22 protein-coding genes are annotated in these 24,876 nt (G+C 37.7%); 14 read left to right on the top strand and 8 right to left on the bottom strand.

Annotated elements, in window-relative coordinates:
* The first annotated feature begins 5 nt into the window (after positions 1-5).
* The 5 genes from hisB to hisIE are packed head-to-tail and all read left to right on the top strand — an operon-like array spanning position 6 to position 3,779.
* On the top strand, positions 6-1,073 hold the full coding sequence (gene hisB, locus NBG71_RS01010; RefSeq protein ID WP_211838940.1) for a bifunctional histidinol-phosphatase/imidazoleglycerol-phosphate dehydratase HisB: 1,068 nt from the start codon (positions 6-8) through the stop codon (positions 1,071-1,073).
* On the top strand, positions 1,073-1,663 hold the full coding sequence (gene hisH, locus NBG71_RS01005) for an imidazole glycerol phosphate synthase subunit HisH (protein ID WP_075672517.1): 591 nt from the start codon (positions 1,073-1,075) through the stop codon (positions 1,661-1,663). Before hisB ends, hisH begins: the two co-directional genes overlap by 1 nt.
* Before the next feature lie 6 nt (positions 1,664-1,669).
* Positions 1,670-2,407 (top strand): 1-(5-phosphoribosyl)-5-[(5-phosphoribosylamino)methylideneamino]imidazole-4-carboxamide isomerase, encoded by a 738-nt coding sequence (gene hisA, locus NBG71_RS01000; RefSeq protein WP_099659786.1) that lies wholly within the window; start codon positions 1,670-1,672, stop codon positions 2,405-2,407.
* Positions 2,389-3,162, top strand: coding sequence for an imidazole glycerol phosphate synthase subunit HisF (gene hisF / locus NBG71_RS00995; RefSeq protein ID WP_075672521.1), 774 nt, complete (start codon positions 2,389-2,391; stop codon positions 3,160-3,162). The genes hisA and hisF overlap by 19 nt, the downstream gene beginning before the upstream one ends.
* Positions 3,162-3,779, top strand: a complete 618-nt coding sequence (hisIE, locus tag NBG71_RS00990) for a bifunctional phosphoribosyl-AMP cyclohydrolase/phosphoribosyl-ATP diphosphatase HisIE (protein ID WP_075672523.1) — start codon at positions 3,162-3,164, stop codon at positions 3,777-3,779. The genes hisF and hisIE overlap by 1 nt, the downstream gene beginning before the upstream one ends.
* 147 nt (positions 3,780-3,926) lie before the next feature.
* On the opposite strand, the gene yiaY is transcribed toward hisIE, so the two are convergent.
* Positions 3,927-5,078: an L-threonine dehydrogenase gene (gene yiaY, locus NBG71_RS00985; protein ID WP_075672525.1), complete on the bottom strand. Its 1,152-nt coding sequence runs from the start codon at positions 5,076-5,078 to the stop codon at positions 3,927-3,929.
* A gap of 313 nt (positions 5,079-5,391) precedes the next feature.
* Between yiaY and NBG71_RS00980 the strand changes: the two genes are divergently transcribed.
* The 3 genes from NBG71_RS00980 (at position 5,392) to NBG71_RS00970 (ending at position 9,861) form a co-directional block, all read left to right on the top strand.
* Positions 5,392-5,889 (top strand): YbaK/prolyl-tRNA synthetase associated domain-containing protein, encoded by a 498-nt coding sequence (locus NBG71_RS00980; RefSeq protein ID WP_075672526.1) that lies wholly within the window; start codon positions 5,392-5,394, stop codon positions 5,887-5,889.
* Between the two features lie 431 nt (positions 5,890-6,320).
* Positions 6,321-7,670, top strand: coding sequence for a dicarboxylate/amino acid:cation symporter (locus NBG71_RS00975; protein WP_075672527.1), 1,350 nt, complete (start codon positions 6,321-6,323; stop codon positions 7,668-7,670).
* 838 nt (positions 7,671-8,508) lie between these two features.
* On the top strand, positions 8,509-9,861 hold the full coding sequence (locus NBG71_RS00970; RefSeq protein WP_191901866.1) for a dicarboxylate/amino acid:cation symporter: 1,353 nt from the start codon (positions 8,509-8,511) through the stop codon (positions 9,859-9,861).
* Between the two features lie 147 nt (positions 9,862-10,008).
* On the opposite strand, the gene nfsB is transcribed toward NBG71_RS00970, so the two are convergent.
* Positions 10,009-10,662 carry an oxygen-insensitive NAD(P)H nitroreductase gene (nfsB, locus tag NBG71_RS00965; RefSeq protein ID WP_075672529.1) on the bottom strand — a complete coding sequence of 218 codons (654 nt, stop codon included), beginning with the start codon at positions 10,660-10,662 and terminating at the stop codon, positions 10,009-10,011.
* Between the two features lie 99 nt (positions 10,663-10,761).
* Here nfsB and NBG71_RS00960 point away from each other — a divergent pair, with 99 nt between their 5' ends.
* On the top strand, positions 10,762-11,130 hold the full coding sequence (locus NBG71_RS00960; protein ID WP_075672530.1) for a winged helix-turn-helix transcriptional regulator: 369 nt from the start codon (positions 10,762-10,764) through the stop codon (positions 11,128-11,130).
* 217 nt (positions 11,131-11,347) lie between these two features.
* On the opposite strand, the gene gnd is transcribed toward NBG71_RS00960, so the two are convergent.
* On the bottom strand, positions 11,348-12,754 hold the full coding sequence (gene gnd, locus NBG71_RS00955; protein ID WP_023581264.1) for an NADP-dependent phosphogluconate dehydrogenase: 1,407 nt from the start codon (positions 12,752-12,754) through the stop codon (positions 11,348-11,350).
* 244 nt (positions 12,755-12,998) lie between these two features.
* On the opposite strand from gnd, the gene NBG71_RS00950 reads away from it, so the two are divergent.
* Together NBG71_RS00950 and NBG71_RS00945 are read left to right on the top strand one after the other, a co-directional pair.
* Entirely contained in the window at positions 12,999-14,579 is a 1,581-nt protein-coding gene (locus tag NBG71_RS00950) for a TerC family protein (protein WP_075672531.1), read from the top strand.
* Between the two features lie 76 nt (positions 14,580-14,655).
* Positions 14,656-14,955 carry a hypothetical protein gene (locus NBG71_RS00945; protein WP_075672532.1) on the top strand — a complete coding sequence of 100 codons (300 nt, stop codon included), beginning with the start codon at positions 14,656-14,658 and terminating at the stop codon, positions 14,953-14,955.
* 112 nt (positions 14,956-15,067) lie between these two features.
* Here the strand turns inward: NBG71_RS00945 and dcuC are convergent, their stop codons facing one another.
* The 5 genes from dcuC to apbC all read right to left on the bottom strand — a co-directional run bounded on the left by dcuC (position 15,068) and on the right by apbC (position 21,310).
* Positions 15,068-16,429 (bottom strand): anaerobic C4-dicarboxylate transporter DcuC, encoded by a 1,362-nt coding sequence (dcuC, locus tag NBG71_RS00940; protein ID WP_075672533.1) that lies wholly within the window; start codon positions 16,427-16,429, stop codon positions 15,068-15,070.
* 275 nt (positions 16,430-16,704) lie between these two features.
* Positions 16,705-18,639, bottom strand: coding sequence for an outer membrane assembly protein AsmA (asmA, locus tag NBG71_RS00935; protein WP_250916457.1), 1,935 nt, complete (start codon positions 18,637-18,639; stop codon positions 16,705-16,707).
* Positions 18,640-18,686: 47 nt separating this feature from the next.
* The gene (gene dcd / locus NBG71_RS00930; RefSeq protein WP_075672535.1) at positions 18,687-19,268 is read right to left on the bottom strand and encodes a dCTP deaminase; all 582 of its coding nucleotides are present in this window, start codon (positions 19,266-19,268) and stop codon (positions 18,687-18,689) included.
* Between the two features lie 67 nt (positions 19,269-19,335).
* Positions 19,336-19,977, bottom strand: coding sequence for a uridine kinase (udk, locus tag NBG71_RS00925; RefSeq protein ID WP_075672536.1), 642 nt, complete (start codon positions 19,975-19,977; stop codon positions 19,336-19,338).
* A 220-nt stretch (positions 19,978-20,197) separates the two neighbouring features.
* On the bottom strand, positions 20,198-21,310 hold the full coding sequence (gene apbC / locus NBG71_RS00920) for an iron-sulfur cluster carrier protein ApbC (RefSeq protein ID WP_075672537.1): 1,113 nt from the start codon (positions 21,308-21,310) through the stop codon (positions 20,198-20,200).
* Positions 21,311-21,514: 204 nt separating this feature from the next.
* Between apbC and metG the strand changes: the two genes are divergently transcribed.
* The 3 genes from metG to NBG71_RS00905 all read left to right on the top strand — a co-directional run bounded on the left by metG (position 21,515) and on the right by NBG71_RS00905 (position 24,845).
* Positions 21,515-23,542 carry a methionine--tRNA ligase gene (gene metG, locus NBG71_RS00915; protein ID WP_075672538.1) on the top strand — a complete coding sequence of 676 codons (2,028 nt, stop codon included), beginning with the start codon at positions 21,515-21,517 and terminating at the stop codon, positions 23,540-23,542.
* A 134-nt stretch (positions 23,543-23,676) separates the two neighbouring features.
* Positions 23,677-24,150 carry a CidA/LrgA family protein gene (locus NBG71_RS00910; protein ID WP_075672539.1) on the top strand — a complete coding sequence of 158 codons (474 nt, stop codon included), beginning with the start codon at positions 23,677-23,679 and terminating at the stop codon, positions 24,148-24,150.
* Positions 24,144-24,845, top strand: coding sequence for a CidB/LrgB family autolysis modulator (locus NBG71_RS00905; protein ID WP_191901862.1), 702 nt, complete (start codon positions 24,144-24,146; stop codon positions 24,843-24,845). Before NBG71_RS00910 ends, NBG71_RS00905 begins: the two co-directional genes overlap by 7 nt.
* The last annotated feature ends 31 nt before the right edge of the window (positions 24,846-24,876 follow it).

The raw sequence follows: 24,876 nt of genomic DNA, 5'->3' as shown, positions 1-24,876 counted from the left end.
CAACCATGAGCCAAAAAATTCTTTTTATTGACCGTGATGGCACTTTAATCACTGAGCCACCAACAGATTACCAAGTTGATAGACTTGATAAACTTGCCTTTGAAAATGGCGTGATCCCCGCACTGACTGCGCTGCAAAAAGCGGGTTATAAACTCATTATGATCACCAATCAGGATGGATTAGGCACTGAAAGCTTTCCTCAAGCAGATTTCGATCCGCCTCATAATTTAATGATGCAAGTTTTTTCATCTCAAGGGATCACTTTTGATGATGTGTTAATTTGTCCTCATAAACCTGAAGACAACTGCCCTTGTCGCAAGCCAGAAACAGGGCTTGTCACCCAGTATTTAGTTGATGGCGCACTCGATAAAGATAACAGCTATGTCATTGGCGATAGACAAACTGATATTCAGTTAGCTGAAAAAATGGGTATCAAAGGCCTGCTTTATAATGCCAATGAACTCAACTGGGCTGTTCTCACAGAGCAACTAACGAAAAAAGATCGCTATGCCCACGTTGAGAGAAAAACTAAAGAAACACAAATTGCGATCGATGTTTGGCTTGATCGTGAAGGCAATAGCCAGATCAGCACCGGTGTCGGTTTCTTTGATCATATGCTTGATCAAATTGCCACACACGGCGGCTTTCGTATGAACATCAATGTTAAAGGTGACTTAGTTATTGATGATCACCATACGGTGGAAGATACCGGTCTTGCTTTGGGTGAAGCATTACGTGAAGCATTAGGTGATAAACGAGGTATTGCTCGTTTCGGCTTTACATTACCAATGGATGAATGCCTTGCAAGTTGTGCGTTAGATATCTCTGGTCGTCCACACCTTGAATACAAAGCCGAATTTAAATATCAGCGTGTCGGTGATTTAAGTACAGAGATGATTGAACACTTTTTCCGTTCACTCTCTTACACCATGGGATGCACATTACACCTGAAATCGAAAGGCAAAAACGATCACCACAAAGCTGAAAGCTTATTTAAAGTCTTTGGCCGTACATTACGCCAAGCCATTCGTGTCGAAGGCAATACTTTACCAAGTTCAAAAGGTGTTCTGTGATGAAAGTGGTTATTCTTGATACGGGTTGTGCCAATTTAGCCTCTGTCGCTTACGCCGTGAAGCGACTTGGTTATGATCCAATTATTTCCTATGAAAAAAATGTTGTGTTATCTGCGGATAAACTCTTTTTACCCGGTGTTGGAACTGCTAGGGCCGCGATGGAACAACTCAAAGTACGCGAGCTAATTCCGCTAATTAAAGCGTTAACACAACCTGTTTTAGGTATTTGTTTAGGAATGCAAATATTGGCTTCACTAAGCGAAGAAGGTAAAGATATTCCTTTATTAGGTTTAGTTGATGGCACCATTGATAAGCTTGATACGGCAGGATTACCACTACCTCATATGGGTTGGAACCAAGTATTAGCAAAACCAGGACATCCTCTTTTTCGTGATCTTGGTGATGATGCTTGGTTCTATTTTGTTCATAGCTACGCTTTAGCGCTCAATGAATCGACGATTGCTGAAACTGAATATGGTTCGCGTTTTAGTAGTGCAATTCAAAAAGATAATTTTTATGGAGTGCAATTTCACCCAGAGCGTTCAGGAAAAGCCGGTGCTCAACTTATCAAGAACTTTTTGGAGATGTAATCCGTTATGATTATTCCAGCATTAGATTTAATTGATGGAAAAGTAGTTCGTTTACATCAGGGTGATTATGCAAAACAGCGTAATTATGATGATAATCCACTGACTCGCTACCAACAATATGAGAAAGATGGTGCAAAATTACTTCACTTAGTGGATTTAACAGGTGCAAAAGATCCTTCAGCTCGCCAAATTCCGCTGTTAAAAGAACTTGTTGCTTGTGTCACTGTACCTGTACAAGTAGGTGGTGGCATTCGCACAGAAGATGATGTGAAATCGCTACTTGATGCAGGGGCAAGTCGAGTTGTTATTGGCTCAACTGCAGTCAGCCAACCTGAAATGGTAAAAACATGGTTTGAACGCTATGGTGCAGATGCCATTGTGTTAGCCCTCGATGTTCGTATTGATAAACAAGGTAAAAAATGGGTAGCTGTCAGCGGTTGGCAAGAAAACTCATCCTATACACTTGAAGATATCATCGAGCTTTATCAAAGTGTGGGTTTAAAGCATGTATTGTGTACTGATATTTCTCGTGACGGCACATTAGCGGGTTCTAACGTCGAACTGTATAAAGAAATTAGCCAGCGTTTTCCCGATATTTTATTCCAAGCGTCGGGCGGTATTGGTGATTTACAAGATATCGCAGATCTTCCAGCATCAGGTGTTGCCGGTATTATTGTTGGTAGAGCATTATTAGAAGGCAAGTTTACATTAAAAGAGGCGATATCATGTTGGCAAAACGCATAATTCCTTGTCTTGATGTCCGAGATGGACAAGTTGTTAAAGGTGTTCAATTTCGTAATCATGAAATCATTGGTGATATTGTTCCTCTCGCTGAACGCTATGCCAAAGAAGGTGCGGATGAACTGGTATTTTATGATATTACAGCATCTTCTGATGGCCGTGTTGTTGATAAAAGCTGGGTATCGCGTGTCGCTGAAGTGATTGATATTCCTTTTTGTGTTGCTGGTGGTATTCGCTCTGTTGAAGATGCAGGGAAAATTCTCTCATTTGGAGCAGATAAAATTTCGATTAACTCCCCTGCACTTTCTGATCCTTCACTAATATCTCGTTTAGCGGATCGCTACGGTGTGCAGTGTGTTGTTGTGGGTATTGACACTTGGTTTGATGAAAAAACCGGTGAATATTTAGTTTATCAATTCACAGGCGATGAAAAACGAACACAACAAACGCACTGGAAAACCCTCGATTGGGTACGTGAAGTTCAGAAGCTAGGCGCGGGTGAAATTGTTTTAAATATGATGAACCAAGACGGCGTGAGACAAGGCTATGACCTAAAACAACTTGCTCTAGTACGCCAAGTTGCAGATGTTCCTATTATTGCATCAGGGGGAGCTGGCGAAATGTCACACTTTCTTGATGCATTTAAATTAGCCAATGTTGATGGCGCTCTTGCAGCCTCTGTTTTTCATAAACAAATAATTAATATCAACGAACTAAAACAGTATCTTGCAAAGAATGACGTTAAGGTAAGAATATAATGAATAATGAAACATTAGCGCAATTAAATTGGGAAAAAGTCGATAATCTCATGCCTGCGGTTATCCAAAATGCCATTTCAGGCGATGTATTAATGCTAGGTTATATGAACAAAGAAGCATTAAATGTCACTCTAAAAAGTGGAAATGTTACCTTCTATTCACGCACTAAACAGCGTTTATGGACAAAAGGTGAAACCTCAGGCAACTTCCTAAAATTAGTCAATATTTATCCTGACTGTGATAACGATACTTTACTTATTTTAGCTAATCCTATCGGTCCTACTTGCCATAACGGCACTGAAAGTTGTTTTGCCCCAGCACAAAGCCAATGGGGATTTCTCTATGAACTTGAGAATTTATTACGTGACCGCAAAAATGCCTCACCAGATAGCTCTTATACTGCCCGCCTTTATGCCAGCGGTACAAAACGTATAGCCCAAAAAGTGGGAGAAGAAGGCGTAGAAACCGCGTTAGCTGCCACTGTTAATGACCGAGAAGAGCTAAAGAATGAAGCCTCAGACTTGCTCTATCACTTAATGGTGCTATTACAAGATCAATCATTATCACTCTCTGATGTAATAGGTTGCCTTCAAGAGCGCCATAAAAAAGCTGAATAATTTCCAGTTAATCAACATCCTCTAGAGCTAGCAGACTAGAAAGCGATACATAAACAAAAAAGCACCTCATGAAAAATTCTGAGGTGCTTTTATTACGCGGTTAAGAGATAAAATAACAAACATTAGTTGTTATTTATTTCTTACACATTACATTGCTTTGCGGAATAACTCGATAACATCACTTTCAGAACCCTGCACTGGGTTAGTGATTGCACAAGCATCTTTCAACGCATTTTCAGCTAATGTCTTGAAGTCTTCTTCTTTCACGCCTAATTCTTTCAGGCCTGCTGGAATACCAACATCTTTAGCCATTTTACGAATTTCTTCGATACATGCTTTAGCGCCTTGCTCATCGCTCATAGCAGAAACATCAACGCCCATTGCTTGCGCAATATCTTTTAAACGACCTGCGGCTGCTTGAATGTTATAAGCTTGAACATGAGGTAATAAAACCGCATTACATACACCATGAGGCAAGTTATAGAAACCACCTAATTGGTGAGCCATAGCATGCACATAACCTAAAGAAGCATTATTAAATGCCATACCTGCTAAGAACTGAGCGTAAGCCATGTTTTCACGAGCTTGTGCATCACCACCATTATCAACCACTTTACGTAAAGATTCACTGATCATAGTGACTGCTTTTAATGCACATGCATCAGTAATTGGGTTTGCAGCAATTGAAACATACGCTTCAACAGCATGAGTTAATGCATCCATACCTGTTGCAGCGGTTAAACCTTTTGGCATACCAATCATTAATTCTGAATCATTTACAGATAAGAGTGGTGTAACGTTTTTATCAACGATAGCCATTTTAATATGGCGCGCAGTATCTGTGATGATACAAAAACGTGTCATTTCTGAAGCTGTACCTGCTGTGGTATTAATAGCAATAAGTGGTAATTGAGGTTTTTCAGAGCGGTCAACACCTTCATAATCTGCAATTTTTCCACCATTAGAAGCGACTAACGCAATACCTTTCGCGCAGTCATGTGGAGAACCACCACCTAAAGAAATGACACAGTCACATTGATTTTCTTTCAGCAGAGCTAAACCCGCTTCTACGTTTTCAACAGTAGGGTTTGGTGCAGTTCCGTCATAAGTTACGCTAGAAATACCAGCTTCTGTCAGTAACTTACTGACTTTATCAACAACACCCAGTTGATTTAAAATGCTATCAGTGACGATCAACGCTTTATGAAAACCGAAGTCTTTCATTGAACTCACAGCTTCAGCAAGACAGCCAGCACCAATTTTATTTACAGAAGGGATATAGAATGTTGAAACTGCCATTATTGACTTCCTTTTTAGTAATTAAATCTACGTTTTAATATGTTCTATTCTTTTTGTTCTTAAATTGATCATCATCAAAATAATGAATAAATATCAATTTATTTATAATATTAGTACACGAATATAATATTGGTAATCTAATTCCCCTATTAATTCAATAGGATAATACTATTAACATGTTATTATTTGTAATAAAATAATTTGAAAAGCTTATCAAAATAATCAAAACCAGCCGTGAACATCACAGCAGAAAATTTTTTTTAAAGTCGTATAATGCCTCTAAAGAAATAACTTATTAAATCAGGAGTCATTGATGTCTTTGACTATTTTTGAGCAACTTACTGCTTTATTAGATAAAAACCACGCTACTTATCGTGTTATGGAACACCCTACCGCAGGTCGTTCTGAAGAAGTTGCAAAAATCAGAGGAACACAATTAGGACAGGGAGCAAAAGGACTAGTTTGCCATATAAAAGGTAACGGTATTAAACAACATGTTCTTGCGATATTGCCTGCTGATAAACAAGCCGATCTATCAAAACTCGCTCACCAAATTGGTGGAACAAGGGCATCTCTAGCCAGCCCTAAAGAAGTGGACGATCTTACCCAATGTGTATTTGGTGCTATCCCTCCTTTTAGTTTCCACCCTTCATTAAAACTTGTGGCTGACCCTCTGCTCTTTGAACGGTTTGATGAATTAGCTTTTAATGCAGGTACATTAGAGCGTTCAATTATTCTTAATACGCAAGATTACAAACGTATTGCACAACCTGAATTAATCTCTTTTATTCGAGATGAAGAAAGTGAGTAATAAAAATAACTGATTTATTTTTAACAATTACCCTAATCATAATTCAGTTAAGGGTAATTGTTATCATGATATCTATTCTTATTGTATATATAGATTTACACACCAGAAAGTAATATTAGATAATCTAACCTAAAAAAACGCCAACATTTAACACCAAAAATAATCAATAAATCAGAATAAACTCCATTAATTTCATATTACCTTGGCTATAACGCTACAGAATGTACAAAACAGAAATTTTTAACTATTTTTTTCGATTCAGCACTCAATAATTAACTAAATAGATTTTATGTTATTGACCTGATTTACTCGTACATTTAAGTTAGCTCCAATAAAAATACAATAATGTAAAATCTTATTTACATGTCGGTTATTTTCTAACATACAAATAAATATATAAACAATGTACCAATAGGTGCAGGGAAATCTTCATGCAAACTTCAACTAAAAAACAACCACTTTATAAAGTGCTATACGTGCAAGTTATCGTCGCCATCTTACTCGGTATCTTGCTTGGGCATTTTTACCCTGACGTGGGTGAATCCTTTAAACCGCTTGGTGATGGATTTATCAAAATTGTAAAAATGATCATCGCACCTGTTATCTTCTTAACTGTGGTAACAGGTATTGCAGGTATGAATAATATGAAAGCGGTAGGTACTGTCGCGGGTAAATCCATGGCTTACTTCCTGACTTTCTCTACCATTGCATTAATTATTGGTTTGATTGTCGCGAATATTATTCGTCCTGGTGATGGATTGAATATTTCCCCTGCCTCATTAGATGCAAGCAAAGTAGAAAGTTATGTAGCAAAAGCACATGACTCTTCGATTGTTGGTTTCTTAATGAATATCATCCCTGATACTGTTGTCAGCCCATTAGTTAACGGTAATATCTTACAAGTTCTGTTTGTTTCTGTGGTCTTTGGTATTGCCTTAGCGTCTATTGGTACTCGAGGAGAGCCGGTTCTTAAGTTTTTACAAAACTTTTCTGAACCTGTATTCAAAATGGTCGGTATGCTAATGAAATTAGCCCCTATCGGTGCTTTTGGTGCAATGGCCTTTACTATTGGTAAGTATGGTATTTCATCAATCAGTAACTTGGTATTACTTGTTCTAACTTTCTATATAACTTCATTATTATTCGTTCTTGTCGTGTTAGGTGCTGTTGCAAAATATAACGGCTTCTCTATTCTCTCGTTAATTAAATATATTAAAGATGAACTTTGGTTAGTATTAGGTACCTCTTCTTCAGAAGCAGCATTACCTAGCTTAATGCGTAAAATGGAAAATGTAGGTTGTAAAAAATCAGTTGTCGGTTTAGTTATTCCAACAGGTTATTCCTTTAACTTAGACGGTACTAACATCTACATGACCATGGCGGCTCTATTTATTGCACAAGCGACAGGTATTGATCTTTCATTGACAGAGCAGATCACACTACTCTTAGTTGCCATGATAAGTTCAAAAGGTGCAGCAGGTGTGACTGGTGCTGGTTTTATTACTTTAGCTGCCACCTTATCTGTTGTACCTAGTGTTCCTGTCGCGGGTATGGCATTAATTCTAGGAATTGACCGCTTTATGTCAGAGTGTCGTGCATTAACTAATCTTGTGGGTAATGCTTGCGCCTGCATAGTTGTTGCTCGTTGGGAAAATGCTTTAGATAAAGAAAGAATGAATGATGTCTTTAGTGGCAGAGCATCAAGTGAATTTATTGAAGATGCTCCATTAGCGCCTATTGAAATTGAATCTGACAATGCAATTAAAATCCCAGTAAAATAAAGACCATTTTCTATGATCTATAAAAGAGCGCTGATGTGCTCTTTTATTTTTTATATTCCTTACCACTACGAACAAACACTTGTCTTTTTTATAATTTATTTATTATTGTCTCTTTTTCTCATAGATTATTCTTTGCTTATTTTTATGATTTTTTAAATATTGGTTGGGTGGTTCTGCCATAATAATTGTTAGTAGTATTGTTCTTTTTTATATCGTTGTTGTGTCACCGTGTTTTCTCTCTATATATCGCTATTTATTTTGTTGCATTTGCTTTAGCAATAAAAACTCTGTTTTCTGCAATCATGCTACTTCGTTTTTTTATCTTGGTAAGAGATACTTCAGAGTTTCCTTCAATACTCGCCTTTATTATTGTTCTTTCTGAATGCTTATTTGTTTGTTGGTTAGAGTTTATTTATATTGAAGGGTTTATCAGTAACTCATTTTTTCCTTAACAAAAAATTCAATAAAAACAAATAATTATAATCACACCCCCCATTTTCCCCTCCTCACCCTATATTTTTTACATTTTAATTATTTTATTCACCAAAAAACAAAGCAAAATATACATAATTTTAAAGAAATACAATAAATTAAAACAAATTATAATTTCATTAACTTATTGATTTAAGAAAAATAAATTCCACAAATAGCAATAAATTGAAATTAAATCTAATTTTTTAGATGAAGAGCACAATATTTGATAAAATCAACTTTATTTTATTGACCTGATTTACGCATACCTTTAAGTTACCTGTCACAACAAAATAAATGTAAATAATAATTTACATCATAATTTCTTTTTTATTTAGTCAATATCTTTCAGTTACAGGGAATTTTTATGCAGACTTCATCCCGCAAGCTCCCCTTTTATCGTGTGTTATATATCCAAGTTATTATTGCTATCATTTTCGGTATTCTATTAGGACATTTTTACCCTGATATTGGTGAGTCATTCAAACCTTTGGGTGATGGATTTATCAAAATAGTAAAAATGATCATCGCACCTGTTATCTTTCTAACCGTAGTGACAGGCATTGCTGGTATGAATAATATGAAAACCGTCGGAAAAGTAGCAGGTAAATCAATGATTTACTTTCTTACGTTTTCTACGATTGCGCTCATCATTGGATTAATCACTGCCAATGTTATTCGTCCTGGTGATGGTTTAAATATCTCTCCTGAGTCATTAGATAGTAGCCGAGTAGAAATGTATGTCACACAGGCACATAACTCTTCTCTTGTTGATTTTTTCATGAATATCATCCCTGATACCATCGTTAGCCCACTAGTAAACGGTAATATCTTACAAGTACTGTTTGTTTCTGTGATTTTTGGTTTGGCGTTGGCGTCAATAGGTTCACGAGGCGAACCTGTATTAAAATTCTTACAACACCTTTGTGAGCCCGTCTTTAAGATGGTTGGTATGCTAATGAAGTTAGCGCCGATTGGTGCTTTTGGCGCAATGGCTTTTACAATAGGTAAATATGGTATTTCTTCCATTGGCAATTTAATGTTGTTGGTAATTACTTTTTATTTAACAGCATTACTTTTTGTGTTAGTGGTTTTGGGTGCGGTTGCTAAATATAATGGCTTTTCTATCCTCTCTTTAATTAAATACATAAAAGATGAGCTCTGGCTTGTATTAGGTACTTCTTCATCTGAAGCCGCACTACCTACATTAATGAATAAAATGGAAAAACTGGGTTGTAAAAAATCAGTCGTCGGCTTAGTTATTCCTACGGGTTATTCCTTTAATTTAGACGGTACTAATATTTATATGACTATGGCAGCCCTGTTTATTGCGCAAGCAACAGGCGTAGACTTGTCATTAACCGAACAAATTACATTACTCTTTGTTGCCATGATTAGCTCAAAAGGCGCGGCTGGTGTGACTGGAGCTGGTTTTATTACTTTAGCTGCAACATTATCAGTAGTGCCTAGTGTTCCTGTCGCAGGTATGGCATTAATTCTAGGTATCGACCGTTTTATGTCAGAGTGCCGAGCATTGACCAATCTTGTGGGTAATGCTTGCGCCTGTATTGTTGTTGCTCGCTGGGAAAATGCCTTAGATAAAGAGAGAATGAATGATGTTTTTAGTGGGAAAATATCCAAAGAGACCCATTTAGATACTGCTCTTACATCAGATAAAATAAATGAAAAAACACATTGTATAAAAGCATCTGAACAATAATTTTTATATTTCTTAATAAAGAACAAATAAAAAGAGAGTATTTAAGTACTCTCTTCTTAAGCAAGAACGATAATCATTAACTAAAATAAAAGCTATAATGAAAAAACCTCTCTTAATAAAGTGAGGTTTAAATCAAAAACTTAAAATCTAAATATCTGTGATAATTTCACTTTGTGGCAATCTTGATTTTGGCAAATTGTAGTTGAAATCATCTTCTTCCCTATAACCTAATGCAACAATTGCCACAGCATGAAGACCTTTATCATTTAAAGAAAATGTTGAATCTATTTTTGATAAATCAAAGCCTTCCATTGGAAGAGCATCTATTCCTAACGTTGCAGCACCTAGTAATAGTGATCCCATATTTAAATAAACCTGTTTCTCTATCCAATGAGATAAATCACCAAGTTGTTTTTCATGTAGATTAACAAAAAATGATCTTGCGAGATTATTTTGCTCTTTAAATTCAGCTTCTGGATATCGTCCTGCTTGATCTTCTAATTCAAGCAAATGAGAGAGATATTCTTCAGATAACGTATTTCTTGCACACATAACCACAACATGTGAAGCACTTAATATTTTCTCTTTATTGAACTCATACCCCCCTTCTGTTGAGCCAGCAATTTTCTGCTTAGCATCATCAGTTTTCGCGATGATAAAATGCCATGGTTGAGTGTTCACACTTGATGGGCTTAGTTGTAATAATGCTTTAATTTGTTCTAATTCTTGCTCAGGGATCACTTTGTTTTTATCAAAATGTTTTGTCGCATAACGTGTTTTCAATATCTTTAATAAATTCATTTATTACACCTATTCCAAAGTAAGACACTTGTATCGGGCACATTTTAATTATAATTTACTATCTGGCAAGTACGTACAATTTATGTATATAGGATACAAATGGATACTGTCAAAAAGAATAGATATAACGACTACACCTATGATGGATGCCCTGTTGAAGCGTCTTTAGAGCTAATGGGAGGTAAAGGAAAAGGTATGATCCTTTACCATTTACAGGGAAAAATACTGCGATTTAATGAGCTAAAAAGAAAACTTATTTCAATAACGCCTCGAATGCTGACTAAACAGTTACGTGAACTTGAATCTGATGGACTTATTGAGCGCAAAGTGTACGCTGAGATTCCGCCCAAAGTTGAATATAAACTCAGTGAAGATGGAGAATCACTCTCTCACGTTTTAGCGGCACTACAAAGCTGGGGAGAAGAAAGAGCAATACCTCTATTAGAAAGATCTGCCAATAGAAAATGATATGTGAAGATTGAGGTCGACACTTTTTAGCCACCTTACCTTATACCATTCAATATTATGCACAAGCACAACAACTGCTGGTAAAGTTAATAGTAGTGTTGTTTATACCCTGCAATATAAATAATTGGATATTTATTTTCATTAAATAAAAAAGGTACTCAATTTGAGCACCTTTTCTTTGTTATATTTTAATTATATAACCTAATATTAAATCTATTTATTCCATCCACTCAGTATGGAATACGCCATCTTTATCAGTACGTTTATAAGTATGCGCACCAAAATAGTCACGTTGAGCTTGGATTAAGTTTGCTGGCAACACTTCTGCGCGATAGCTATCGTAGTAAGAAATAGCCGCAGAGAATGTTGGAGTAGGAATACCTGCTTGTACACCATAACAAACAACATCACGTAGAGCTTGTTGGTAATCATCAGCGATTTGTTTGAAGTATGGTGCTAACAGCAGATTTGCAATACTTGCATCTTCGTTATAAGCATCTGTAATTTTTTGCAGGAATTGAGCACGAATGATACAACCCGCACGGAAAATCTTCGCGATTTCACCGTAGTTTAAATCCCAGTTATATTCGTCTGATGCAGCTTTCAGTTGTTGGAAACCTTGGGCATAAGAGACAATTTTACCTAAATACAGTGCGCGACGTACATTTTCAATAAAGGCTTTTTTATCGCCAGAGAATGCTTTAGGTGTTGGGCCTGATAATACTTTAGATGCAGCAACACGTTGATCTTTTAATGAAGAGATATAACGAGCAAATACAGACTCAGTGATAAGAGTAACTGGTACACCTAAGTCTAAAGAGCTTTGGCTAGTCCATTTACCTGTACCTTTATTTGCCGCTTCATCAAGAATAACGTCAACAAGATATTTACCTTCGTCATCTTTTTTACGGAAAATATCAGCAGTAATTTCAATCAGGTAGCTACTTAATTCACCTTTATTCCACTCGGTAAAGGTTTCTGCTAATTCTTCATTAGTTAGACCTAAAGAGTGTTTTAATACTGAATACGCTTCTGCAATCAGTTGCATATCGCCATATTCGATACCGTTGTGAACCATTTTCACATAGTGACCCGCACCATCAGCACCGATATAAGTCACACAAGGTTCACCTTCAGCAACAGCCGCAATTTTTTCAAGGATTGGCGCAACTAATTCGTAAGCTTCTTTTTGTCCACCCGGCATGATTGAAGGACCTTTTAATGCGCCTTCTTCACCACCAGAAACACCAGTACCAATGAAGTTAAAACCTTGTGCTGATAATTCACGGTTACGACGAATGGTATCTTTAAAGAAAGTATTTCCGCCATCGATAAGGATATCGCCTTTATCTAAATGCGGCGTCAAAGCAGCAATTGTTTTATCCGTTGCTTCACCCGCTTTTACCATTAATAAAATACGACGCGGTTTTTCTAACGAATCAACAAACTCTTCAATAGAATAATTCGGAACCAGTTTTTTACCTGGATTTTCAGCGATAACTTCGTTGGTTTTATCGCTTGAGCGGTTGTAAATGGATACAGAATAACCACGGCTTTCAATATTTAGCGCAAGGTTACGTCCCATTACTGCCATACCAACCACGCCGATTTGCTGTTTTGACATGAAAATAACTCCCGTCTGAAAATAAACCTGCCAGTATCACTGTACTGACAATGTGTTAACCTGATCACATAGTAACGCACTCTCATCATTGGTGGTAGTTATTGATGCAATCGATATCGCACTCTTTCACGCAAAATGAAATTATTACCTTTATATTAATAATAAATTATTGAAAAATTCCTGCAAATTGCTCATTATTCCCTTGTCGGCATATGCCGTCTTTATAGAAGGTAAAACAAACTGTATGGAATGGATCTTGGATCCGACGATCTGGGTAGGACTCTCCACCCTAATTGTTCTCGAAATCGTACTTGGTATTGATAACCTTGTTTTTATTGCTATTCTGGCAGATAAACTCCCAGCAAAACTAAGAGATAAAGCACGTATAACAGGCTTATTGTGTGCCCTTGTTATGCGGGTTGTGTTGTTATTTAGCCTCTCTTGGCTTATCACTCTGACAAAACCTCTTGTTACACTGTTTGATCATCCTTTCAGTGCAAGAGACTTAATTATGCTTCTCGGAGGGATATTCTTGCTGTTCAAGGCCACCATGGAGCTTAATGAACGGCTAGAAGGTAAAGATCACAACGAGGGAAAACAACGTAAAACAACTAGCTTTTGGTCTGTTGTTGCCCAAATTATCGTGCTGGATGCAGTATTCTCGCTTGACTCAGTAATAACTGCTGTGGGTATGGTTGATCATTTAGGCGTTATGATTGCAGCTGTTACTATCGCAATGCTCTTGATGATCCTGGCAAGTAAACCTTTAACAAACTTCGTCAATAACCACCCAACCATTGTTATCTTGTGTTTAAGCTTCTTGCTGATGATTGGTTTTGCATTAGTTGCCGAAGGCTTTGGTTACGCCATTCCAAAAGGTTACCTGTATGCAGCGATTGGCTTCTCTATCATGATAGAAGTCTTTAATCAGTTAGCACAATTTAACCGTCGCCGTTTCTTATCAGCTTCTCGTTCTTTACGTGAACGAACAGCAGAAGCGGTGTTACGTATTATTAATGGTAAGCCTGAATCATCCGAATTAGATCATCACACATCTGATTTAGTCTCTGATGCTGAAGAGGTGTTTGATCCTCAAGAACGTCAAATGATTGTACGTGTGCTTGGTTTAAGTCAACGTAATGTGAACAGTATCATGACTTCTCGCCATGATGTTGAATATGTAGACTTGAACGCAACACAAGATGATATCCGCCAATTATTGGAAAAGGATCCTCACTCTCGCCTAGTGATTACTGATGAACAACACAGTGATGAACCTGTTGGGGTTGTTAATGTGATCCAACTGTTAAACCAACAGTTACGTAATGAACCACTAGACTTACGTTTACTGGTCACACAACCGCTGATTTTCCCTGAAGGTTTATCCTTGCTGCAAGCGTTAGAGCAATTCCGAAGTGCGCATACTCACTTTGCGTTTGTCGTAGATGAATTTGGTTCAGTAGAAGGGATCGTGACGCTAACTGACGTTATGGAGACCATCGCGGGTAACTTACCAGTCAGTTCTGAAGAAAACGATTCACGTCACGACTTGGTTCAAAATGAAGATGGTTCATGGACAGTTAACGGCTTTACACCACTTGAAGACTTAGTGCTTTATATTCCAATTAAATTGGATGAAAAACGTGAGTATGAAACCTTAGCCGGCTTATTAATGGAACATTTACAACGTGTTCCAACTGTTGGTGAAAAGATCCTTATTGATGGCATTGAATTTGAGCCGTTAGAAGTGAACAACCACCGGATTAATAAAGTTCGGATCGTTGAGCCCACACCAGAAGATGAAGAAAACGTTGACGAAGCGTAATTCTTATCAAATAGCAAAATATCCGCCTTTAAGGCGGATATTTTTTATCTGAAGATAGTACCTACTGGAAAATAATATGCGTACCAATGTCTGCGTTAAAATAGTCTGGTTAACCTCTATTGAAGGAGGAAGGCTATTACCACCTCTTTCAGCTGGTTTTTATTATCCAACGACTCAACTGCCCTATGAGCCAAATCGCTGGAGTCTTGCGATTGAAATCACTCATACACAACAAGAGTCTGAACATTGGATAAGTGAGGGCAATATGCAGTTTTTAGTTGAACATGCCCCTCATCACTTATTAGAAAAATTAGAAAAATTTGAAATTTATGAAGGTGCTAAAAAAGTCGCAGATGCCTTTATTCAGTTTAAATAATTATTTTTTATACGACTTTTCTTAAGCCAATAAAAAACGGGCTTTGTTCAATTACAAAGCCCGCCAATAAAATTTAAAACAATAAATTTAGATTAATTTAATCAGTTAATAATCAACCTAATGTACTTGGTACCAGAATTTCAGTCGCAACAATAACAATCACCAGCCCTACTAATACTGGGACAGAAACTCGTTTCATCACTTCAAACGGTGAAATTTTTGCCATACCAGATACCGCAACCACAACACCAGAAACCGGTGATAATGTACGGCCTAAATTTGAGGCTTGTAACATTGGAATAGTTAAATAAGCTGGGTTAACACCCATATTGCTTGCTAGACGAGGAATTAATTCAACGAATGCATAGAATGGTGCGTTACCAGAGCCTGTGGTCATTGCCGCTAACATGGTAATTAATACCAATGCAATCATCATCACAATCGCACCTGAACCTAATGACTGAGCACCTTCAATTAATGCATTAATAAAGCCAACCGTCGTTAAACCTTGAGCAAATACCCCAGCAGCGACTAATAACATAACAACTTGAGCAAATGCATCTGCCATACCGCGGTAAGCAACTTCTAAACCTTCGAAAACTTGTTTTGCGCTAAAGCTGCGAATAAATTCGATAACAGCCGCTAAAATCATACAGATAATAATAATGGCAACAATATGAAGTTCTGGTAACCATTTACCATCAAAAACGAGAACACCGATAATTGGTGTGAAAGGTAAAATCGCATAGAAACTTGGTGCGTGAGTTTTGATTTCATTCACGTCTAACATTTCAGTTTCGATATGCTCTTTACGGTCAAGATAACGTTGCCAGAAGAAATGAGCGATACACATACCAATAATTGCAGCAATAGAGATAGGTAATGTGGTTTTAAATGCGAAATCAATCAGCGGCATTTTAGACGCTTCAGCGGCTAAAATAACATCTCCTGATGTTGGCGCTAAAATAATAGAAGCTGGAGACGCACAGATTGCAGCTGCAGCTCCGCGACTAATTCCCATATTCACCATAACAGGGAATAGAGTTGCCATTAACAACACCCCTAAACCTGTTGCTGATGAAACAGCCAGTGACATCAAACATGCAACAATGTAAGCCGCAACCATCAGAAGATATGGTGAGTTAATCATTTTTAGTGGGCGTGATGCTAATTTAACAACAACATCATTAGCACCAATGTGTGTCATATAAGAAGCAAAACCACAAAGTATCATGATCATCATACCTAAATCGCCACCACGGCTCATTAGTAGATTTTTCACATACTCAACAATATCGATTAAACCGTAGCCTGTTGCAGTTGCACTTGCAGGTAAAACAGCCCTTCCCATAATAACGCTGATGATCAGTAATAACAGACCACCCGTCATTAAAACACCGGTTGGTGAATAGCCTTTTACAATATAACGTCCAACACCTACAGCAACGAAGGCGCCGATAAGAATTTCAATCATTTATTTATCCTGTCTAAAGTAGTCATTTATAAAATGAAGTTTTTTATTTTTATCATCATTTTTGCGTTTAGTGCGATTGACACACTCTGCCCAAAGGCAACGTTGCAGTGTATGACATATATCAAAAAAAACGACTATTTTTTTACATATACATAGCACGAATGCTTACTTTTCATTCAAAATATAAATTAAATGATAGATATAAAGCAAAAAGCACACAATTATCAAAATAGTGTGCTTTTATTAAGAGTGTGATGAAGTTAAAATTCGTGAAATTAGATTTTCTTCAATAACTGATTAAGTGCTTTTACTTCTGGGCTTTCAGCATCTTGCTTATTTAGCCAATTATCGATGGCTTGTTTTGCTTTTTGCTGTAATTGATCGCGCAGTAATTTTTCAACATTGAGCTCATATTGCACCGCATTCCAATCCCCATAAAGCCTTAAAGGAATATCAATTTTAGCCAGTTGGCGAATAAATTCATTTTCTTTACCCCACCCTTTTTTAATATTAACCAATAGTGTTACATCAAGATCATGGCGTTGAAGGTTAACTTTACCCTGCCCTTTAATTTGATAAGTATCAGCTTGAGCATCAAGGGAATTAATCGTCAATTGTCCTTTTGGGGTTAATTTAAATTGGGCAATCACATTATCTGCTTGGGTGTAACTCTCGATATCTTCAGGATAAATTACTTTATCTGTCGCTTGAGCGACTGATTGCTGAATAACCTGCGGAACATTTAATCCTTGCATTTTAAATTGGCTAACAGATGTATTGAGCGTACCTTGCCAATAATTATAAAAGGCTTTTCGGTTATATCCCGCACCTTCTAAATTCCCTTTTGCCGAAATTAATCCACTGAAATTTTCAGGTTGATTAAACACACGCAATAGCGGTTGTAATGGAATATTGTTCATTGTGACATCCATGCTGATATGTGCTGGCACAATGCTTGTAGAGATAACTGTTGGAAGTGAGAAGTCACCTTGAAGGACATGTCCTGTTAAGGTTTGAATATTCAGCGACTTAGGATTATTTAAAGCATCAATTTTAAAATTATTAATCTCTAAATCTTTATAAAGAAGCTTATTCAGTGCTAATTTCAGCGTAAACTCAATATCGCCCCAATGCGTTAAATCATATTCTTTATTTTCAATAGTAACTGAAGTAATAACCGGCTTTGCCATAATTGTGGCATTTGGTGCTGGCGCTGCATGTGCAGTATTAAATAATGAAAATGATGATGGTGTCTTATTATCTTTAGGGGACAATAATGCGGTTTCCGTTGTTTTAGCCACTGCTAACTCTGGTAACAACGTATTTAAATTTAATTGTTCACCTTTTAAATCAACCTGATAACGAGTTTTACCTGAAAACTCCGCACTGATATTACCTTGCAGTTGGCTATCATTAGCAGTGAGATTTAAGTTATCAAGTGAAACCTTTCTCACCCCCTCATTTTGGATCGTAAAATCTGAAGTTAAACTTCCTGTTATGCCATTTTCAGGGATCCCTATTCCTGATAAAGCATAATCTAACTGTGTGATATTACCTGCAATTTGGTAAGGATAACTGTTCATATCCGCATTAGCGGCAACATTTAGGGTGATCTCACGACGGTCACGATTCATTTTCGTGCTCATCTCAAGACTAATTTGTTTTTTCTCGTCTGTTTTCAACGATAAATTAATATCGCGTAAATTAAGCTGCTCGCCGTCTTTCATTTGCCAAATAATTAAGCTGTCTGAAATTTTTACTTTGGCGATATTCAATTGCCAATTATTGGCTCTAGGTTCGATTACTGGGTGAGAAATATCTCGAGGAGTAGAAGGCGGTGATATTTTAGGAATAGCTTTGCTTTCCGGTGTTTGGCGAACAACGGCACCTTTAAGCATGACTTCTTTTACTTCAAGTTGATGAGAAAGTAGCGGTAATAACTCAACATCAAGACGCATATTATCGGCTGTAACTAAAGGCATTTCAGCACCAGGTGCTGTCAATGACATTTTACCACTAATAATGCTTAACTTTGGCCATACATGCCAACGCATATCATCTTGTAATGTGAGTTTATAACCGCTTTGTTTTTCGACCCTTTCAACAAGGTATCCGCGGAAATCATTGGGGTTAATGAGTAAAACTAACGCTGTTAAGCCTGCCAAAATAACCACAAGCAAAATAGCCAGTGTTGTCAGAAACCTTTTCATACAATTACCCGCTTAGTGAAATATGATAATAATGATTATAAAGATAGTTAATCTTCACTAATCCGACTACCAACTGCACCTTGTTGATTTTTATATTTTGCATCTTGACGACGATTATAAGGTCTATCAGCAGAACCAGACATAGGCTCAAAGCTTAATGCACCAATAACCATACCCGGTCTTAATGCGAGAGGGAGTTTACCTGAATTGAAAAACTCTAATACGATTTGTCCATGCCAGCCAGGATCAATACGATGAGCAGTAACATGCACCATTAAACCTAAACGAGCTAATGATGAGCGTCCATCTAACCACCCCACCACATTATCAGGTAATGTGACTGATTCAAGTGTCACAGCTAACGCTAATTCACCAGGATGTAAGAAGAATGCCTCACCTTCAGGTAAAACAATTTCATCACTCATTACACGCTCTAGCGCTGCATTTACTTCTGCCTTAGGACCACTTAAATCAATATAAGCTGCAGTATGACCTTGGAAAACACGAAATTGATTTCCTAAGCAAACATCTGCTGTTGCGCCGTTAATTCGCTCGATGGGCGGGCGGGGTTCAATGACTAATTTACCTTCATCCAGCCACTGAATAATATCACGGTCGCATAATCGCATTTTATTTCCTTCTTCAAATTAAACAGGCAGTTTCATCATGCATGAAAGCTGCCCACAAATGAATCTATTATTCGCAGAACTGACCAATTTTTGCTTTCAGAATATCAATCGCAACACGGTTTTTACCCCCTCTAGGGACAATAATATCGGCATATTGTTTAGAAGGTTCAATAAACTGGAAGAACATAGGACGAACGGTTTTATTATATTGTTCAATGACTGAGTCTAAGCTACGTCCACGTTCATTCACATCACGTTTAATTCTACGCATTAAGCAAATATCTAATGGCGTATCAACAAAGATAGAGAAATCCATCTCTTCACGTAGGCGTTTATCTGTTAATAACAAGATGCCTTCAATAATAATAACTTTTTTGGGTTGAAAAGAAATGGATTCTGCTTTGCGAGTGTGAGCAACGTAGTCATATTGAGGGAGTTCGATGGTTTTTCCTGCTTTGAGTTCACACAAATGCTGATATAAAAGTGCGTGATCCATCGAATTTGGGTGGTCATAATTGACCTTATATCGTTCTTCCATCGTTAAATCACTTTGGTCACGATAATAACAATCTTCTGGTATCACACCGATATTATGATCACCTACTTGTGCTCTTAATTCGCGGTAAAGTGTACTTGCAATAAGACTTTTACCCGAAGCAGAAGCTCCAGCGATACCTACAATTGTGCACTGATGTGCTGTGTCAGCCATAATCAAAAACCTGGTTTGAAATAAAAAGAGGGATAACGTAATAATATGTAAATATTACGCTAGCGCAGATTATAGTTTTGAAATCACTCTGGTTCCAGCGTAAAACCAGAAATCTATTTGTTTTTTATCAAAAACAGTCGGAAATCACATGTAAAAAATGGAAAGCCTAATGACTCTCCATTTTAATCAGTAAATAATTCAATGTATTATTTTACTGTAATTACACTGCGCGGAAAGAAATTTCCGTTGGAATAGCATCACCATCCCAATACATTTGAGCAGAAACAGTCGATGCGATTTCGCGATAAATATCAGCAAACTCGCCTTCAGGATCACGCATCACTGTTGGTTGTCCGCGGTCTAAGTCTTCACGTAAAGAGATATGAAGAGGAACTTGACCTAATAATTCACAATGATACTTCTCAGCCAATTTCGCCGCACCACCAGTACCAAAGATAGGTTCAAGGTGACCACAGTTGCTACAAATATGTGCACTCATGTTTTCAATAATACCTAATACAGGTACATTGACTTTCTTAAACATGACGATCCCTTTCATCGCATCCACCAGCGCAATATCTTGTGGTGTTGTTACTACAACAGCAGCGGTTACTGGGATATTTTGAGATAAGGTTAATTGAATATCACCTGTTCCCGGCGGCATATCGATAACCAGATAATCCAAGTCAGGCCACAGCGTATCTTGGAGCATTTGCATTAATGCTTTACTCGCCATAGGACCTCGCCATACCATCGCATTATCATCAGTGACTAAATAACCGATAGAGTTAGACGCTAAACCATAAGCCATAATCGGCGCCATATGTTGTCCATCAGGAGACGTTGGACGCTCCATTGTCGTACCCAACATATTAGGAATAGACGGGCCGTAAATATCAGCATCAAGAATACCCACTTTAGCGCCTTCTTGTGCAAGTGCTAATGCAAGGTTCACTGCTGTACTTGATTTACCTACGCCACCTTTACCAGAGCTCACTGCAAGAATATTACGAACACCATTAACACCAGGCAGATCATTTGCGCGACGTAAGGTTGAAATATTGTGCTTGAGTTTCCATTCAATGGCTTTTGCGCCAGTGATGTTGCGAAGTTCAGCTGTTTTTTCTTCGATTAGGACTTGGAAAGGTTTTTTCCAAACAAACGGCATCACTAATTCGATATGAAGAACATCGTCAATCATCGCACATTGATGTAGTGCTTTTAGAGAAAGCAGATTACGTTTCAATGTCGGGTGTTCAAAAGTAGACAAGACACCTGAAACTTTTTCGTTCAGAATCTCAGGGGTGGTCTGCTCGGGGGATTTATCACTCATCCCGGCTCCTCTCGTTTTCATTATTTATTAAATATATGAGTGTATCTATCATATCAGATAGTAGATGACTACGATAATGCCTTACCTCAATTTGCCAACTGAAATTTCTCTTGCAAAAACTCGATTATTGCCCTAGCGACATCATGATGGATCGGTTACCATCAAAGTCCCTTTTATTAATTTTATGGAAGTAAGATCCTTACTATGTCTCACGTCGCGAATAAATTATTGGTAACCTGCGCGTTACCTTATGCTAACGGTTCAATTCATCTCGGTCATATCCTTGAGCACATTCAGGCAGATATCTGGGTCCGTTATCAACGAATGCGCGGCAAAGAAGTTCATTTCATCTGCGCTGACGATGCCCACGGCACCCCAATTATGCTGAAAGCTCAACAATTGGGCATAACTCCAGAAGCCATGATTGAAGAAATGAGCAAAGAGCATCAGCAGGATTTTGCAGGCTTCAATATCAGTTATGACAATTATCACTCTACACACAGTGAAGAGAGTCGCCAATTATCGACTAAAATTTATCTTGCACTGAAAAAGAATGGTCACATCAAAAGCAAAACAATTTCTCAGCTTTATGATGAAGAAAAAGGCATGTTCTTGCCTGACCGTTTTGTAAAAGGCACTTGCCCTAAATGTAAAGCGCAAGACCAATATGGTGATAACTGTGAAGTTTGTGGCTCAACTTACAGCCCAACAGAATTAATTAATCCACGCTCTGTCGTATCAGGTTCAACGCCTGTAATGCGCGAAACAGAACACTATTTCTTCGACTTACCTGCATTTAGCAACATGTTACAAGCGTGGATACGCTCTGGTGCACTGCAAGAACAAGTTGCGAATAAGATGCAAGAATGGTTCGACAGTGGTTTACAACAGTGGGATATCACTCGTGACGCGCCTTATTTCGGTTTCGAAATTCCAGATGCACCGGGTAAATATTTCTATGTATGGCTAGATGCACCGATTGGCTACATGAGTTCATTCTTAAACTTATGTGAAAAACGTGGTGATTTAAGTTTTGATGAATTTTGGAATAAAGACAGCAAAGCTGACCTTTATCACTTTATTGGTAAAGATATCGTCTATTTCCACAGCTTATTCTGGCCTGCAATGTTAGAAGGTAGCGAATATCGCAAACCAACAAACTTGTTTGTTCATGGTTATGTCACAGTAAATGGTGCGAAGATGTCAAAATCTCGTGGCACCTTTATTACTGCTCGCGCTTATCTTGATCATTTTGATGCGGATTGCCTACGTTATTACTATGCTGCAAAACTTTCATCACGCATTGACGATATTGACCTAAACTTAGAAGACTTTGTTCAACGTGTAAACAGCGACATTGTTAATAAAGTGGTGAACCTTGCATCGCGTACAGCAGGTTTTATCAGCAAGCGTTTTGATGGCAAATTAGCTGATTCTTTAGATGATGCTAAACTTTATCAACACTTTGTTGATATGAAAGAAACTATCGCACAATCATTTGAAAATCGTGAGTTTGGTAAAGCCATTCGTGAAATTATGGCACTAGCTGACGAAGCTAACCGTTATATCGATGAAAAAGCCCCTTGGGTAGTGGCAAAACAAGAAGGTCAAGATACTCAGTTACAAGCAATCTGTACTATGGGAATTAACTTATTCCGTGTATTGATGACGTATCTGAAACCTGTATTACCTTCACTGACAGAACGTTCAGAAGCCTTTTTACAAACCCAATTAACATGGGATGCACTTGATCAACCACTGTTAGGCCAAGAAATCACTAAATTCAAAGCGTTGTTTAACCGTATTGAAATGGATAAAGCTAACGCAATGGTTGAAGCATCAAAAAGTACCATTGCTCCAGTAAAAGAAGTAACGGGGCCATTGGCTGATGCACCTATTCAAGAAACCATCAAATTTGATGATTTTGCGAAAATCGATATGCGTATCGCTGAAATTAAACAAGCAGACTTTGTTGAAGGCTCAGACAAACTACTGAAATTAATTTTGGACTTAGGTGGCGAAACTCGCCAAGTATTCTCAGGTATTCGTACTGCATACCCAGATCCTAAAGTGTTAGAAGGTCGCTTAACGGTAATGGTAGCAAACTTAGCACCTCGTAAAATGCGTTTTGGTATTTCAGAAGGCATGGTAATGGCAGCAGGCCCTGGCGATAAAGATATTTTCTTACTCAGCCCAGATTCTGGTGCAAAACCGGGTCAACAAGTGAAATAACAACCAAGATTCATTTGCCAAATAAATATATGGCGGGGTTCTATTAGAGCCCCGCTCTTTTTTTATTGTGATCCATAGCACACTTTCAAAATCGGTGTATGATAATTCTGTTAGTTGATTTGGGACACTTACTTATGAAATCTAAACGGGCACGATTGCAGATTACACTTTGGCATTATCTACGATCTTTTTTGGTACTTTATCTTTGTCTTTTTGCTGGTAATCTTATTTCAGCTCTTCTACCCTTCGCGGTTCCAGGTAGTATTATTGGGTTACTGATCCTTTTTGGTTTACTTGCTTTCCAGCTTATTCCTTTGCGTTGGGTTAAACCTGGCGCCAATATCCTGCTGAAAAATATGTCATTGCTCTTTATCCCTATCGGGGTAGCCGTAATGAATTATTATGATTTACTTAGTCAGCAACTTTTCCCTATCGTTTTAGCCTGTATAGTCAGTACGTTTGGGGTTATGGCACTGGTTGCTTACTGTTCACATTATGTTCATCGTGAGCGTATTATCGTAGGTTCAAAACCAGATCTAGTTGAAGATATTATTGAAACAAAAGAAAAAGATGATGATAAAGCATTAAGTGAGAAGAAAAAATGTTAGTGTTAACGAATATATGGTGGTCACTTCCTTTAACCATAATTATCTTTTATTTATCACGTAAACTTGCTGCTCGTTATAAATTACCTATATTGAACCCTTTACTTATTGGTATTGCGGTTATTATTCCTATCTTATTAATTACACATACTCCTTACGAACACTATTTTGCAGGTAGCCGTATTTTAAATGATTTATTACAACCTGCCGTTGTTGCTTTAGCTATTCCGCTTTATCAGCAATTACATCAAATTCGCGCACAATGGAAATCACTAATAAGTATTTGCTTTATTGGTAGTGTTGCAGCCATGGTCAGTGGTACTGCGATTGCCTTATGGGCAGGAGCAACTCCCGAAATTGCCGCATCAGTCTTACCTAAATCAGTCACAACACCTATCGCAATGGCAGTTGCAGACTCCATAGGTGGTATTCCTGCAATCAGTGCTGCATGTGTTATTGCAGTAGGTATTTTAGGTGCCATTTTTGGTCACACTCTATTCAAGATATTGCGAATTCCAACTCACGCCTCTCGGGGATTAGCGATGGGAACCGTTTCGCATGCAGTAGGAACAGCAAGAGCGGCAGAAGTGGATTATATCGAAGGTGCTTATAGTTCATTGGCATTAATGACATGCGGGATTATTACATCCCTTACCGCACCATTTATCTTCCCTATTATTTTGCATCTTTATAGTTAATATTTTTTATACTCTACCTTTCAAATCCCCG

It is taken from the genome of Proteus sp. FZP2095 (genome assembly GCF_023701425.1).
GTDB classification, from domain to species: Bacteria; Pseudomonadota; Gammaproteobacteria; order Enterobacterales; family Enterobacteriaceae; genus Proteus; species Proteus cibarius.
Note: the sequence above shows the minus strand (reverse complement) of the source record. Positions and strands in the feature narration are given on the sequence as shown.

Coding starts and splice junctions, on each gene's coding strand:
- hisB (WP_211838940.1), top strand. CDS start 6: ATGAGCCAAAAAATTCTTTTTATTGACCGTGATGGCACTTTAATCACT.
- hisH (WP_075672517.1), top strand. CDS start 1,073: ATGAAAGTGGTTATTCTTGATACGGGTTGTGCCAATTTAGCCTCTGTC.
- hisA (WP_099659786.1), top strand. CDS start 1,670: ATGATTATTCCAGCATTAGATTTAATTGATGGAAAAGTAGTTCGTTTA.
- hisF (WP_075672521.1), top strand. CDS start 2,389: ATGTTGGCAAAACGCATAATTCCTTGTCTTGATGTCCGAGATGGACAA.
- hisIE (WP_075672523.1), top strand. CDS start 3,162: ATGAATAATGAAACATTAGCGCAATTAAATTGGGAAAAAGTCGATAAT.
- yiaY (WP_075672525.1), bottom strand. CDS start 5,078: ATGGCAGTTTCAACATTCTATATCCCTTCTGTAAATAAAATTGGTGCT.
- NBG71_RS00980 (WP_075672526.1), top strand. CDS start 5,392: ATGTCTTTGACTATTTTTGAGCAACTTACTGCTTTATTAGATAAAAAC.
- NBG71_RS00975 (WP_075672527.1), top strand. CDS start 6,321: ATGCAAACTTCAACTAAAAAACAACCACTTTATAAAGTGCTATACGTG.
- NBG71_RS00970 (WP_191901866.1), top strand. CDS start 8,509: ATGCAGACTTCATCCCGCAAGCTCCCCTTTTATCGTGTGTTATATATC.
- nfsB (WP_075672529.1), bottom strand. CDS start 10,662: ATGAATTTATTAAAGATATTGAAAACACGTTATGCGACAAAACATTTT.
- NBG71_RS00960 (WP_075672530.1), top strand. CDS start 10,762: ATGGATACTGTCAAAAAGAATAGATATAACGACTACACCTATGATGGA.
- gnd (WP_023581264.1), bottom strand. CDS start 12,754: ATGTCAAAACAGCAAATCGGCGTGGTTGGTATGGCAGTAATGGGACGT.
- NBG71_RS00950 (WP_075672531.1), top strand. CDS start 12,999: ATGGAATGGATCTTGGATCCGACGATCTGGGTAGGACTCTCCACCCTA.
- NBG71_RS00945 (WP_075672532.1), top strand. CDS start 14,656: ATGCGTACCAATGTCTGCGTTAAAATAGTCTGGTTAACCTCTATTGAA.
- dcuC (WP_075672533.1), bottom strand. CDS start 16,429: ATGATTGAAATTCTTATCGGCGCCTTCGTTGCTGTAGGTGTTGGACGT.
- asmA (WP_250916457.1), bottom strand. CDS start 18,639: ATGAAAAGGTTTCTGACAACACTGGCTATTTTGCTTGTGGTTATTTTG.
- dcd (WP_075672535.1), bottom strand. CDS start 19,268: ATGCGATTATGCGACCGTGATATTATTCAGTGGCTGGATGAAGGTAAA.
- udk (WP_075672536.1), bottom strand. CDS start 19,977: ATGGCTGACACAGCACATCAGTGCACAATTGTAGGTATCGCTGGAGCT.
- apbC (WP_075672537.1), bottom strand. CDS start 21,310: ATGAGTGATAAATCCCCCGAGCAGACCACCCCTGAGATTCTGAACGAA.
- metG (WP_075672538.1), top strand. CDS start 21,515: ATGTCTCACGTCGCGAATAAATTATTGGTAACCTGCGCGTTACCTTAT.
- NBG71_RS00910 (WP_075672539.1), top strand. CDS start 23,677: ATGAAATCTAAACGGGCACGATTGCAGATTACACTTTGGCATTATCTA.
- NBG71_RS00905 (WP_191901862.1), top strand. CDS start 24,144: ATGTTAGTGTTAACGAATATATGGTGGTCACTTCCTTTAACCATAATT.